This is a genomic window from Sphingomonas sp. (assembly GCF_031426035.1).
Classification (GTDB): Bacteria; Pseudomonadota; Alphaproteobacteria; order Sphingomonadales; family Sphingomonadaceae; genus Sphingomicrobium.
In genome coordinates this window covers 1-11,842 of sequence record NZ_JANPKO010000159.1, presented here as the reverse complement: position 1 = coordinate 11,842, position 11,842 = coordinate 1, and the positions used below count along the sequence as shown (strand labels likewise).

Here is an 11,842-nt window from a genome sequence, read left to right as displayed (position 1 = left end):
CGTTCGTCGCGGTCGGCGACAAGGTGAAGACCGGCGACACATTGCTGATCGTCGAGGCGATGAAGGTGATGAACCCGATTACCGCGCCCGCCGCCGGAATCGTCCAGTCGATCCTCGTCGCCGATGCCCAGCCGGTCGAGTTCGACCAGGTGCTGATGGTGCTCGGCTAGGCGCCACGCGATCATGCCCATCAAGAAACTGCTGATCGCCAACCGCGGCGAGATCGCGCTGCGCATCCATCGCGCGTGCCACGAAATGGGCATCAAGACGGTGGCGGTGCACTCGACCGCCGACGCCGACGCGATGCACGTCCGGCTGGCCGACGAGACGGTGTGCATCGGGCCCCCCGCCGCGGCCGATTCCTACTTGAACATCGCCAACATCATCTCCGCCGCGGAAGTGGTCCACGCCGACGCCATCCACCCCGGCTACGGCTTCCTCTCGGAGAATGCGCAGTTCGCCGAGATCGTCGAGCTCCACAACATCGTGTGGGTCGGTCCCAAGCCCGAGCATATCCGCATCATGGGCGACAAGATCGAGGCCAAGCGCACCGCCGCCAAGCTCGGCCTGCCGCTCGTGCCCGGCTCGGACGGGCCGATCGAGAGCATCGCCGAGGCCAGGAAATTGGCCAAGAAGGTCGGCTATCCGGTGCTGATCAAGGCCGCCTCGGGCGGCGGCGGGCGCGGGATGAAGGTCGTGCCGCGCGAGGAGGAATTGGAAAGCCTGATCAGCCAGGCCGCGTCCGAAGCGCGCGCCGCGTTCGGCGACGACACCGTATACATGGAGAAATACCTCGGCGACCCGCGCCACATCGAGTTCCAGGTGTTCGGCGACGGCGACGGCAATGCGATCCATTTGGGCGAGCGCGACTGCTCGATCCAGCGCCGCCACCAGAAAGTGATCGAGGAAGCGCCGTCGCCGGTCATTACCCCAGAACAACGTGAGCGGATGGGCGAAACCGTGCGCAAGGCGATGGCCGACATGGGCTACCGCGGCGCCGGCACCATCGAGTTCCTCTACGAGAACGGCGAATTCTATTTCATCGAGATGAACACCCGGCTCCAGGTCGAGCATCCGGTGACCGAGATGATCAGCGGCATCGACCTCGTGCGCGAGCAGATCCGCATCGCGCAGGGCGACGGCCTGTCGTGCCAGCAAAAGGACGTCGTGCTCCACGGCCACGCGATCGAGTGCCGCATCAACGCCGAGGACCCGGCGACCTTCGCCCCGTCCCCCGGCACGGTGAAGAACTATGTCGCCCCCGGCGGCATGCACGTGCGCGTCGATAGTGGGCTGTACACCGGCTACAAGGTCCCGCCTTACTACGACAGCATGATCGGGAAATTGATCGTCTACGGCAAGACCCGCGAGCGCTGCATCATGCGGCTCCGCCGCGCGCTCGAGGAGTTCGTCGTCGAGGGGATGAAGACGACCATTCCGCTCCACCAGGCGATCGTCCGCGACGACCAGTTCCTCGCCGGCGACTACACCATCAAATGGCTCGAACAGTGGCTGGAGAAAAATTCCGCCGCAACCTGACCGGGGGGCGGCACTTGGGGGGAGAAGATCATGCTGCGCTGGCTTCCATTTTTACTCGTCGCAACCGCTGCAACCGCGGCGCCCGCACCCCCTTCCCCGCCCCTCGAACGCATCGGCACGCCCAGCGTCAACGGCGCGCGCCTGCCGTTCTCGGACGCGGTGCGGGTCGGCGACGTGCTGTTCCTGTCGGGCGCGATCGGGCTCGGCGCGGACGGCAAATTGCCCGCCGGGATCGACGCCCAGGCGCGCCAGACGATGGACAATATCGCCGCCGTCCTGGCCAAGTCGGGGCTCGGCTGGGGCGACGTCGCCAAATGCACCGTGATGCTCGACGAAATCGCCGACTGGCCGGCGTTCAACAAGGTCTACGCCAGCTACTTCCCGACCGCCGAGTTCCCCGCGCGCAGCGCGTTCGGCGCCGACGGGCTGGCGCTCGGCGCGCTGGTCGAGGTCGAGTGCATCGCCCGCGCCCCGGCCGCCAAGTAACCGTGGCGACCCTCGCAACCCCGCGCGGGAGCGCGCGCTGGCTGGTGCCGATGCTCGCGGCGGCGGTGCTGCTGACCTACATCGACCGCGGCGCGGTCGGCATCGCGGCGCCGCTGATGAAGGAGGAGCTGGCGCTGTCGGCGACCGGCTTCGGGATCGCGGTGTCGGCCTTCTTCTGGGTCTACGTGCCGGTGATGCTGCTGGTCGGCTGGCTGTGCGACCGTATCTGCGTCTACCGCCTGTTCGCCGCCGGGGTCCTGCTGTGGGCGCTGAGCACGATGGCCACCGCGTGGATCGGCGGGCTCGCCATGCTGGTCGTGCTGCGCGTGCTGCTCGGCCTGGGCGAAAGCATCGCCTTTCCCGGCAGCTCGAAGATCATCGCCGCCGAGGTGCCGTCCGACCGGCGCGGGATGGCCAATGCGCTGATCGCGGCGGCGATCGCGTTCGGCCCGGCGGTCGGAACGTTGATCGGCGGAATCTTGCTCGAGCTCTACGGCTGGCGCTCGATTTTCCTCGTGTTCGGGCTGGCGACATTGGTGTGGCTGCTACCGTGGCACATCATCTCGCGGCCCTACCGGGGGGCGCGGCTAGCGGCTGCGACACCGCCGTTCCCGATGCGCCGCTTGTTCACCAAGCCCGCCCTGTGGTGGAGCGGGGCGGCGCATTTCTGCAGCAATTACGCTTTCTATTTCGCGCTCGCCTGGCTGCCTTTGTATCTGGTCAAGTCGCGCGGGCTGTCGATCCTCGACATGACCACGCTGACCACCGCGGTGTTCGTCGTCCAGGGCATTTCCGCGCTCGCCTTCGGGCATCTGTCCGATCGGCTGGTGCGCCAGGGCCGCGACGAAGGGCGCGTGCGCAAGGCGCTGATGGCCGGCGCGCAGACCGTCGTCGCACTGTGCATCCTCGGCGCCGCGCTCGCCGAGTCGACGATGGTGCTCGGCGCGTGGCTGGTGCTCGCCGGCGCCGCGACTGGGATCATCTCGACCAACATCTTCGCGGTGGCGCAGATCTTCGCCGGCCCGCGCGCGTCGGGCAGCTGGGTCGGCGCGCAGAACGCCATCGGCAACACCTCGGGGATCATCGGCCCGATCATCACCGGCGTGACGATCGACGCCACCGGCTCCTATTTCGCCGGCTTCGCGCTGGCCGCCGGGGTGGCCGGCGCGGGCGCCCTGATCTGGCTGTTCGCGATGCCCCGCGTTGAACCACTGGCGCTCGACTGAGCATCCGTTGGCGGGCCTCGTGCGTTCCATTCCCGCCATGGCCAGTTATAGCGCCCAGCCATCGCCCCCCGACCGCGCCAAGGCGGCCGCCGCGGTCGCACTGATCCATGCCGGGCTGGCGGCGGTGATCCTGAGCGGGCTCAACGTCGACACCGTCGAGCGCGCGGTCGAGCATCTGAAAGCGTTCGACATCACCGAGCCCGAGCCACCCCCGCCGCCCCCGCCACCGCCCGCGGTTCGCTCCGAGCGCGCCCGCGACGACCCCGGCGCTCCGGCCAAAAAAGCCGAGCCGACCCCGGTCGTCGCCCCCCCGCCCAAGGTCGTCGTCCCGGCCAAGCCGCCGATCGTCGCCGCCCCAATCGCCGGCACGGGCAGCGCGCCGAGCGCCGGCGCCGCGGCAGCCGGCACCGGTACCGGCGCTGGCGGATCGGGTTCGGGACGCGGCGGCGGCGGCAGCGGCGATTTTTCCGGATTCACCCCGGCGCGGCTGGTGCGCAACATCGGCAACCGCGACTATCGCCTTCTCGCCGGCGGCAGAGTGTTGAATGGAACGGCCACTGTTTCGTTGCGGATCGAGCCCAGTGGGCTTCCAACGCAGTGCCGAATCGTGCGGTCTAGCGGCGACTCTGCGATTGACGCTGGGTTGTGCCCGCTGATCACCCAGCGTTTGCGCTTCCAACCCGCTCTTGATGTTCGGGGCCGACCAATCCCGTATTATTGGCAATACGTCGCCAATTGGTCGCTGTGAGCGGCTAGCGCGTGCTGGCAAGCTGCGGCGCGCCGCCGAGCTGCGCGAGGCGCGCGGCATCGCGGCCGTAAATGTCGTTGAAGAACGCGATCGACGACCCGTCGGGCACCGCGGTCAAATAGGTAATGTAGACCGGCACCGGCTCGGGCAAGGGGACCGGCTGCTCGGCCCCCGCCCCGCTCGGCTTCAATGGCTGGCCGAACAGCCAGGCACCGAGCCTGGGCGCGTCTTCGAGCCGCACACAGCCCCCGCTGAACAGCCGCGAGGCCTCGCTTAGCAGTTCCTTCTCGGGCGTGTCGTGAAGGTAGATCCCGTCCGCGTTGGGGAACATGAACTTCATCCGCCCCATCGCATTGCCGGGCCCCGGCAGCTGGCGGATGCGCACTTCGGCGGTGCCCGCGGCGACCGCCTGCCAGTCGACCGTCGACGGGTCGGCGACAGTCGCGCTGTCGGTCCAGTCGGACAGCACTTGATAACCCTTCGAGCGCAAATAGCCGACGCCATGCTTGACCACGAACGGCGCGATGCGTTCGGCGGCGAGGTCGGGCGGCACGTTCCAATAGGGGTTGAGCGAGGTGAAGCGGATCAGCGCCGCCATCATCGGCGTCGGGTTTTTCGCTTTGCCCACCACCACCCGCATCGAATCGACCGCGCGCCCGCCCTCGTGCATCGACAGCGTCTGCGCGGCGACGTTGACGATGACATGGCGCCCGGGCCCGGCGGGCAGCTCGCGCGCCCGCTCGAGGTTGAGCTCAAGCGTGCGCCGCTCGGCCTCGCTGCGATAGGCGCGCGCGGCGAGCGCGCGGCGCAGGTCGCCATAGATCGGGTTCATCCACCCCATGCGCGTGACGAAATTGTGCAGCGACGGCGCAGCCGCCGCGGCATCGAGGATCGCGCGCGGCGAGCGCGGCCCGGGGCGCAGTCCGGGATCGACGTAAGTGACACCGATATCGCCGGTGCGGCGCAAATCGCGGGCGTAATTGACCAGCGCCTCGCTGAGCATGACATCGGCGCGGCGGATCGCGCGCGGGTCGCCGTTGCGGGCGCTGCGCACCGCCTTGCTCAGGGCCTTGGGCCGGTAGCGCTCGCGGTCGAGCCGGTCGACCTCGGCGCTGTCGATCAACGCAAGCAGCGCGTCGACCTGCGGCCCCGGCTGGCCATAGGTGAACCACAACGGCTGATGACCGCGCGCGGCATAGAAATCTTCGAGCCCCTGCCCATAGCGCAGCGGGGCGGCCGCGGTGGCGGCATCGGCCGAAAACGCAGACAAAGGAAACGGCGCCGCCGCAAGCGCGAACGCTGCAGCGACACCGCCAACCTTGGAAAAGATGCGTGCCGGGCGCGCGAGGCGCCCGGCACGCAGGTTACGCAGACTGTTCACTTCGTCTCCGCTTAGCCGCGCTCACCGCTGCGGACCGGAGCCGAGTAAGTCGGCTGGGCAGCCGGGGCGCCCGGATAGTATTGGCCGTTCTGGACATAGCCATCGACCCGGCCGTCATTGTCACGGTCGGCCCAGATCGCGCCGGCGACACCGCCGATGGCGGCACCGATCACGGCGCCTTCGAGGATCCCGAGGCCCGGGATCAACGCACCGGCCGCAGCGCCGAGCGCCGCACCGCCGACCGCGCCAGTGGCGACGCGGCGAAGGGTCGGGTCATAGCCCTGCGGAGTGCCGGCATAATATTGGCCGTTCTGGACGTAGCCATCGACGTAGCCGTCGTTGTTCTGGTCCGACCACACGCCGCCGGCGAGACCGCCGATGGCGGCGCCGACCGCGGCGCCCTCGATCACGTTCACGCCAGGAACCACCGCACCGACGGCGGCACCGCCGGCGGCACCGTAAGCGGCGCCTTCGGCGACATCACCGGCCATGCGGTCGTTGGTGGCGCAAGCGCTGAGCGAAACCGAGCTGGCCAGCACAATCGCCATGAGTGTCTTCTGCATCGTCAATCTCCCGATAATTAATCTGTACGGACCATGCCCCAAGGTTTGCCGGATTGCCGGCAGGGCGCACGTGTCACAAGCCGGAGAACGACGCGCGCCCACGAACGTTCCGGTATCGCGACGACAAGCGCTCGCCGGCACCGCCGAATCTGCGTCGGCTGTCTGGAATCGTCGTTGTGAATCAGCTATTTGGGAGTAATCATGGCCAAAGCGACAATTCACCATAATCCGCTGTGCGGAACCTCGCGAAAAACGCTCGAAATCCTGCGTCAGGCGGGCGCCGAGCTGACCATCAACGAATATCTCAAGACCCCGCCGAGCCGCGCCGAACTCAAGCGCCTCTACGCCCGCGCCGGCATTTCCCCGCGCGACGGGCTGCGCGCCAAGGAGCCGCTCGCCGCCGAGCTCGGCCTCGCCGTCGCCGGCGACGTGGCGATCCTCGACGCGTTGGTCGCCCACCCGATCCTGATCAACCGCCCGCTGGTCGAGACTTCGAAAGGCGTCCGCCTGTGCCGTCCGCAGGACGTAGTGCGCGAAATTCTCTGAAGCATCCGCCCCGGCTTTGGCCGGGGAGGGGGACCGTTGCCCGCAGAGGCAATGGTGGAGGGGTTCTAGACGCCCGCGAGAGAACCCCTCCACCAGCTGCGCTGGTCCCCCTCCCCACGCAATCGTGGGGAGGATAGTACCGCACCCATGAGGCGACTCGACCCGCGCTTGCTGCTCCGGGGCTATGCCGCCGGGATCTTCCCGATGGCCGACAGCCGCGACGCCGCCTATCTGTTCTGGGTCGAGCCACGCCACCGCGCGATCATCCCGCTCGAGGGCTTTCACCTGTCGCGCTCGCTCCGCCGCACGCTGCGCTCGGGGCGCTTCACCGTCACCCTCGACCGCGCCTTTGCCGAGGTCATCGCCGCCTGCGCCCGGCGCGACGAAACCTGGATCAACGCCGAGATCGAGCACGCCATGCTCGCGCTCCACGCCTCGGGCCACGCCCATTCAATCGAGGTGTGGGCCGGGGAAACCCTGGCCGGCGGGCTGTACGGCGTGCGGCTCGGCCGGGCGTTTTTCGGCGAAAGCATGTTCAGCGCGGTGCGCGACGGCTCGAAGGTCGCGCTGGCGTGGCTGGTGGCGCGGATGAAGGCCGGCGGGCTGACCCTGCTCGACTGCCAGTTCATGACCGCGCATCTCGCCTCGCTCGGCGCGGTCAGCGTGCCACGTGCGACCTATGTCGCATTGTTGACGACGGCGCTCGGCGCGGGCGGGTCCGCGGGTGGCGCGGCCGGGGCCGTCGGCTCAGCAACAGCGGGCGCCGCCGGCCTCGCCGCCGCGCCCCCCGATTTCCGCGCGCTCGACCGGTTGCTCGCGGCAACCGGCGCCGCCGATGCGCCCGGCCCGGCCGGATATGTCATCGCGCAGCTCTTGGGCCAGACATCGTAGACGGCGTGCTCGACGACGTTGAGCGACGGCGATTCCTTGTACAGCCAGCCCGAGAAGGCGCGCGACCAGCGCCCGTCGGGCAGCCGCACGTCGAGCTGGACGAAGGCACCGGTGAGCGGCTGGTTTTCCCACGGCGCGGTGGTTTCGCACGCGCGCAGCCGCACCACCGCGTCCTTGACCCGCATCGCCTGCCCCGGCTTGAGCACGAGGTCGCGGACGATGCCGTTGCGCTTGTTGATGAGGCCGATCACCGCCACCCGCTCGGCCATCGGTGTCACCCCGGCCTGGTCGGCGGGCGAGCGCGGGACGTTTTCGGTGACTGGGCGGCGGCGCTCGGCCGGCTGGCCGTCGTCGCCGCGGTCGCAGGCCCCGAGCGCCAGCGCCAGCGCGATCGTCGTCAGGAGAGCGGCGCGCACGGGCTCAGTCGGGGGTCCAGGGCTGGTAATCTCCGGTCGCCGCCGGGCGCGTGCCCTTGGCGCCGAGCGCGCCGCCGGGGCGGAACGCGGCCATCGTCCCGGTCAGATTGGGCTCGGATTTGGTCTCGAACCGGCGCCGCGCCGGAAGCCCCTCTTCGGGCAGCCCGTCGATCGTCCCGCGCAGCCATGCGTTCCACCCCGGCGGGACCTGGCTGCTGTCATTGTTGCCGGCGTAGATCACCCACCGCCGCGCGGGGTCCTTGCGGTGCTTGAAATAGATATTGCCGGCGTCGTCGCGGCCGGCCTCCTCGCCGTTCAGGCGCGAGGTAATCGAGGTGCCCCACGAGGCCCCGTTCCACCAGGTGAAGGCGTTGGCGATGATACCCATGACGCGACCGCCTTTGCCCCGGCTGGGCCAAGGTGGCAAGGCGTCAGCGCGGCCAGTCGACCTTGTCGCCGGGGACGATACCAAGTTCGGCAGCGCGCCCGCCCGCAATTTCGAGCACCGCGGCGACCGGCTCGATCGAGGCCAGGGGATCGAGCGACAGCGGCACCGCATTGGGCTCGATCCGCGCAATGCTGCCGTCGGCGCGGATGAACAGCAGGTCGAGCGGGATCAACGTGTTCTTCATCCAGAACGTCGCCTGCTCGGGCGGCGCATAGAGGAAGATCATGCCGCGGTCGGGGGCGAGCGACTGGCGGTTCATCAACCCGGTCGCTTGCTCTTGCCGGCTACGCGCGACCTCGACCGTGAAGCGGTGCTCGCGCCCGCCCGAGCGGATCGTCAGCGGCACCTGCTCGAGCCCGGCCGCCGAGCGTTCCTGCGCAACTCCCGGCGCGGAGCCGTCGGCGCTGCACCCCGCGAGCAGCGCGGCGAGCACGATCGCGGCTGCACGCTTCACGCGTCGCCGGCCCTCACCTCGACCGCCGTCAGCCCCTTGCCGCTGGACGCGACCCGCGCATCGAGAGCCTGCCCCGGCTGGAGGTCGGACAGGCCGGCGTGGCGCACTGTTTCCATATGAACGAACACATCCTCTTCGTCGGGCGCATCGGCGCGGTTGACGAAGCCATACCCTTTGACGCGGTTGAACCATTTTACAACCACCCGCTCGAAATCGCCCGCGGCGTCTGCCAGCGCCTGCCGGTCGGCGCGCTCGGCGGGCGAAATCGGCGGGCGCGACTGCGGCACGACATGGCCGAGGTCGATCGCCAGCACCCGTTTGGCCTGGAGCCCGCGCTCGACCCGGGCGGGGACGCACTCGATCAGCGCGCCTTCCGGAATGCTGCGCCGGCCATGCTCCCGCAAAACGCTAAAATGGAGCAGGATGTCGCCTTCGATCTCGTCGCTGACGACGAAGCCGAAGCCGCGCGTGGCGTCGAACCATTTGACCCGCCCGGTGACCGGCGCGAGCTCTTCCGGGTCGCCCGGGGCGACATCGGCGGGGGCCGGGTGCGGCATGTCGGCCGGGGGGCCGGGGAGCGTGTCGGCGGGCACGGCGAGCGCGGAATCCTCCGGCAAATCCGACGATCGCGCGCGCGTTTTGGCCGTGCCTGGCCGGGCGGCCATCCGCGGCTCAGCCGTGCCCGAAGGTTCGACGCTCTTACGCTTCACGCCCCTCCCTAGCATGGCGGGCAATGTCGTTAAACCGACTTTAATTCGGTGCCGTACCGATAGCCTCCGCGAGGCGGTCGGGATCGACCTCCGCGCCGGGTGCCAGCTCGACGATCAGCCGGGCGATGGCGAAGCCGTGGCCGGCGCGCAGCATCGCCGCGATCGCCCGCTCGCGCCCGGCGCGGTCGGGCGCGGTCGCGGCGAACGGACCGAGATGTCGGCGCCGCGCGAATTTAAGCGCCGCCGCGACCGCGCCGTCCTCAGCCAGCGCCGCGGCCGGTGCGCGATCCTCCTCGCCGACCCCGGCCGCGGTCAGCGATTGCCACACTCGCCGCCCGCCATAGCCGCGCTCGGTCAGCGTCCGCGCCTTGGACAGAGCGTAAGCCGCGTCGTCGACGTAGCCGGACGCCGCCAGGCGCTCGACCACGCCGGCGATGTCCGCCTCGTCCTCCCCCGCCCAGCCGCGCTCGCGGACCTTGCGCGTGAGATATTGGCCGAGCTTGCCGCGCGTGGTGGCAAAGCGGCCGACATAGGCAAGTGCCAGCTCGCCCAGCGACTTGCCGTCGAGCGGCGGCCTCTCCCGGCGGCGTCTGGTGGCTTCCATTACGCCCTTTTTGTGCCACACTCCCCACCCATCACAAACTGTGCCGTTCCGCCGTTGGGGATGTGTGACGGGCGGGCACCGGGGTTTTTTCAGGATGGATGGCGTGCTCGACCGCAACTCAACGATCACCGCCGACCTGGCACCCGCCGGCGCGACGCCGACGGTCGACGACCAGGCACGCCGCGTGGCCGACTTCACCACGCTCGGCGAAGCGCTCGATTACGCCGCCGAGGGCCGCCGCGGGATGAATTTCCATGACGCGCGCGGCACGCTGGTCCGCGCGTTCCCCTACGCCGAGCTGCGCGCCGACGCGCTGGCCCACGCGCAACGCTTCATTGCTTTGCAGCTTAAGCCCGGCGACCGCCTCGCCCTGATCGCCGAAACCGGTCCCGAGTTCGCCGCCTGCTTCTTCGGCGCGGTCTATGCCGGGCTGTGGCCGGTGCCGCTGCCGCTGCCGACCAGCTTCGGCGGGCGCGATGCCTACATCGAGCAATTGAAGGTGATGCTGCAGTCGAGCGATCCGGCGTTGTTCCTGTACCCGCCCGAGCTCGCCGACTTCGCCGGGCAGGCCGCCGCGCAACTGGACGTCGCCGCGCGCGACTGGGAGTCGCTCGGCGATTTGACCGCGGCCGAGGCCGTCCTGCCCCAGCCCGACACCAACGACATCGCTTATCTGCAATATTCGAGCGGCTCGACGCGCTTCCCGCACGGCGTCGCGGTGACCCACCGCGCGCTGCTCGACAACCTCCGCGCGCACGGCGTCGGGCTCGATATCTGCGACACCGACCGCGTCGTCTCGTGGCTGCCGTGGTACCATGACATGGGGCTGGTCGGTTGCATGCTGTCGCCGATCGCCAACCAGATGTCGGTCGATTATCTCAAGACCGAGGATTTCGCCCGCCGCCCCTTGGCGTGGCTCGACCTGATCACCCGCAACCCCGGCTCGACTTTGAGCTATTCGCCGACCTTCGGCTACGACATCTGCTCGCGGCGGATGAGCTCGCAGACCCGCGCCGCCGACCGCTTCGACCTGTCGCGCTGGCGCATCGCGGGCAATGGCGCCGACATGATCCGCCCCGACGTGATGCAGGCGTTCGTCGACAATTTCGCCGACGCCGGCTTCGAGGCCTCGTCGTTCTGCCCCAGCTACGGCCTCGCCGAAGCGACGCTGGCGGTGTCCTTGATGCCGCCCGGCGAAGGCATCCGCCTCGAATTGGTCGCCGAAAGCGAATTGTCGGGCGCCGGGGTCGCCGGCCAGGAGCGCCCGCGCCGCTACCGCGCGATCGTCAATTGCGGCAAGCCGGTCAAAGGCATGGAAATCGAAGTGCGCGGGGCCGACGGCGCGTTGCTCGCCGACCGCAGCATCGGCAAGGTGTTCGTGCGCGGCGCGAGCGTCATGGTCGGCTATTTCCGCGATCCCGAATCGACCGCGGCGTGCCTCGCCGGCGACGGTTGGCTCGACACCGGCGACATGGGCTATCTGTCGGGCGGCTACATCTTCATCGTCGGCCGCGCCAAGGACATGATCATCATCAACGGCCGCAACCATTGGCCGCAGGACATCGAATGGGCGGTCGAGCAATTGCCCGGCTTCAAGTCGGGCGACAGCGCCGCGTTCGCGATTACCGGCCCGTCGGGCGAGGAAACCCCCGCGGTGCTGGTCCATTGCCGCGTGTCGGACCCCGCCGAGCGCGGCCGCCTGCGCGACGACATCCGCGAACGCGTCCGCGCCATCACCGGCATCACCGCGGTGATCGAGCTGGTCCCCCCGCGCAGCCTCCCGCGCACCTCGTCGGGCAAGCTGTCGCGCACCAAAGCCCGCAACCTCTA

The 11,842-nt window shown here is 69.4% G+C and carries 14 protein-coding genes and 1 pseudogene; 8 read left to right on the top strand and 7 right to left on the bottom strand.

Annotated features, from left to right (window positions below; genetic code table 11):
* The 5 genes from RMP08_RS11930 to RMP08_RS11910 all read left to right on the top strand — a co-directional run.
* On the top strand, positions 1 to 170 hold a 170-nt coding region (locus RMP08_RS11930), incomplete at its 5' end, for a biotin/lipoyl-containing protein (protein ID WP_310469222.1).
* A 13-nt stretch (positions 171 to 183) separates the two neighbouring features.
* Positions 184 to 1,539, top strand: coding sequence for an acetyl-CoA carboxylase biotin carboxylase subunit (accC, locus tag RMP08_RS11925; protein WP_310469221.1), 1,356 nt, complete (start codon positions 184 to 186; stop codon positions 1,537 to 1,539).
* Positions 1,540 to 1,569: 30 nt separating this feature from the next.
* On the top strand, positions 1,570 to 2,025 hold the full coding sequence (locus RMP08_RS11920) for a RidA family protein (RefSeq protein ID WP_310469220.1): 456 nt from the start codon (positions 1,570 to 1,572) through the stop codon (positions 2,023 to 2,025).
* A gap of 2 nt (positions 2,026 to 2,027) precedes the next feature.
* Positions 2,028 to 3,251 carry an MFS transporter gene (locus tag RMP08_RS11915; protein WP_310469219.1) on the top strand — a complete coding sequence of 408 codons (1,224 nt, stop codon included), beginning with the start codon at positions 2,028 to 2,030 and terminating at the stop codon, positions 3,249 to 3,251.
* A 37-nt stretch (positions 3,252 to 3,288) separates the two neighbouring features.
* The gene (locus RMP08_RS11910; RefSeq protein ID WP_310469218.1) at positions 3,289 to 3,999 is read left to right on the top strand and encodes a TonB family protein; all 711 of its coding nucleotides are present in this window, start codon (positions 3,289 to 3,291) and stop codon (positions 3,997 to 3,999) included.
* Between the two features lie 4 nt (positions 4,000 to 4,003).
* On the opposite strand, the gene RMP08_RS11905 is transcribed toward RMP08_RS11910, so the two are convergent.
* Both RMP08_RS11905 and RMP08_RS11900 read right to left on the bottom strand, forming a co-directional pair.
* The gene (locus tag RMP08_RS11905) at positions 4,004 to 5,380 is read right to left on the bottom strand and encodes a L,D-transpeptidase family protein (protein WP_310469217.1); all 1,377 of its coding nucleotides are present in this window, start codon (positions 5,378 to 5,380) and stop codon (positions 4,004 to 4,006) included.
* An 11-nt stretch (positions 5,381 to 5,391) separates the two neighbouring features.
* Positions 5,392 to 5,943, bottom strand: a complete 552-nt coding sequence (locus tag RMP08_RS11900) for a glycine zipper family protein (protein WP_310469216.1) — start codon at positions 5,941 to 5,943, stop codon at positions 5,392 to 5,394.
* Positions 5,944 to 6,144: 201 nt separating this feature from the next.
* Between RMP08_RS11900 and arsC the strand changes: the two genes are divergently transcribed.
* Together arsC and aat are read left to right on the top strand one after the other, a co-directional pair.
* Positions 6,145 to 6,489 (top strand): arsenate reductase (glutaredoxin), encoded by a 345-nt coding sequence (gene arsC / locus RMP08_RS11895; protein WP_310469215.1) that lies wholly within the window; start codon positions 6,145 to 6,147, stop codon positions 6,487 to 6,489.
* Between the two features lie 147 nt (positions 6,490 to 6,636).
* Positions 6,637 to 7,380, top strand: coding sequence for a leucyl/phenylalanyl-tRNA--protein transferase (aat, locus tag RMP08_RS11890; protein WP_310469214.1), 744 nt, complete (start codon positions 6,637 to 6,639; stop codon positions 7,378 to 7,380).
* A gap of 35 nt (positions 7,381 to 7,415) precedes the next feature.
* On the opposite strand, the pseudogene RMP08_RS11885 reads toward aat, so the two are convergent.
* The 5 genes and pseudogenes from RMP08_RS11885 to RMP08_RS11865 form a co-directional block, all read right to left on the bottom strand.
* Positions 7,416 to 7,649 (bottom strand): annotated as a pseudogene (locus tag RMP08_RS11885) (DUF2155 domain-containing protein); the annotation flags it as partial.
* Positions 7,650 to 7,800: 151 nt separating this feature from the next.
* Positions 7,801 to 8,184, bottom strand: coding sequence for an NADH:ubiquinone oxidoreductase subunit NDUFA12 (locus tag RMP08_RS11880; RefSeq protein ID WP_310469213.1), 384 nt, complete (start codon positions 8,182 to 8,184; stop codon positions 7,801 to 7,803).
* Between the two features lie 43 nt (positions 8,185 to 8,227).
* The gene (locus RMP08_RS11875; RefSeq protein ID WP_310469212.1) at positions 8,228 to 8,698 is read right to left on the bottom strand and encodes a DUF192 domain-containing protein; all 471 of its coding nucleotides are present in this window, start codon (positions 8,696 to 8,698) and stop codon (positions 8,228 to 8,230) included.
* Positions 8,695 to 9,408 (bottom strand): cold shock domain-containing protein, encoded by a 714-nt coding sequence (locus tag RMP08_RS11870; protein ID WP_310469211.1) that lies wholly within the window; start codon positions 9,406 to 9,408, stop codon positions 8,695 to 8,697. The genes RMP08_RS11875 and RMP08_RS11870 overlap by 4 nt, the downstream gene beginning before the upstream one ends.
* A 40-nt stretch (positions 9,409 to 9,448) precedes the next feature.
* Complete coding sequence (locus RMP08_RS11865) at positions 9,449 to 10,012, bottom strand: RecX family transcriptional regulator (RefSeq protein WP_310469210.1); 564 nt, start codon at positions 10,010 to 10,012, stop codon at positions 9,449 to 9,451.
* A gap of 103 nt (positions 10,013 to 10,115) precedes the next feature.
* Here RMP08_RS11865 and RMP08_RS11860 point away from each other — a divergent pair.
* Positions 10,116 to 11,842: fatty acyl-AMP ligase (locus RMP08_RS11860; RefSeq protein ID WP_310469209.1), on the top strand; the 1,727-nt coding region annotated here is incomplete at its 3' end.

Coding starts and splice junctions, on each gene's coding strand:
- accC (WP_310469221.1), top strand. CDS start 184: ATGCCCATCAAGAAACTGCTGATCGCCAACCGCGGCGAGATCGCGCTG.
- RMP08_RS11920 (WP_310469220.1), top strand. CDS start 1,570: ATGCTGCGCTGGCTTCCATTTTTACTCGTCGCAACCGCTGCAACCGCG.
- RMP08_RS11910 (WP_310469218.1), top strand. CDS start 3,289: ATGGCCAGTTATAGCGCCCAGCCATCGCCCCCCGACCGCGCCAAGGCG.
- RMP08_RS11900 (WP_310469216.1), bottom strand. CDS start 5,943: ATGCAGAAGACACTCATGGCGATTGTGCTGGCCAGCTCGGTTTCGCTC.
- arsC (WP_310469215.1), top strand. CDS start 6,145: ATGGCCAAAGCGACAATTCACCATAATCCGCTGTGCGGAACCTCGCGA.
- aat (WP_310469214.1), top strand. CDS start 6,637: ATGAGGCGACTCGACCCGCGCTTGCTGCTCCGGGGCTATGCCGCCGGG.
- RMP08_RS11880 (WP_310469213.1), bottom strand. CDS start 8,184: ATGGGTATCATCGCCAACGCCTTCACCTGGTGGAACGGGGCCTCGTGG.
- RMP08_RS11865 (WP_310469210.1), bottom strand. CDS start 10,012: ATGGAAGCCACCAGACGCCGCCGGGAGAGGCCGCCGCTCGACGGCAAG.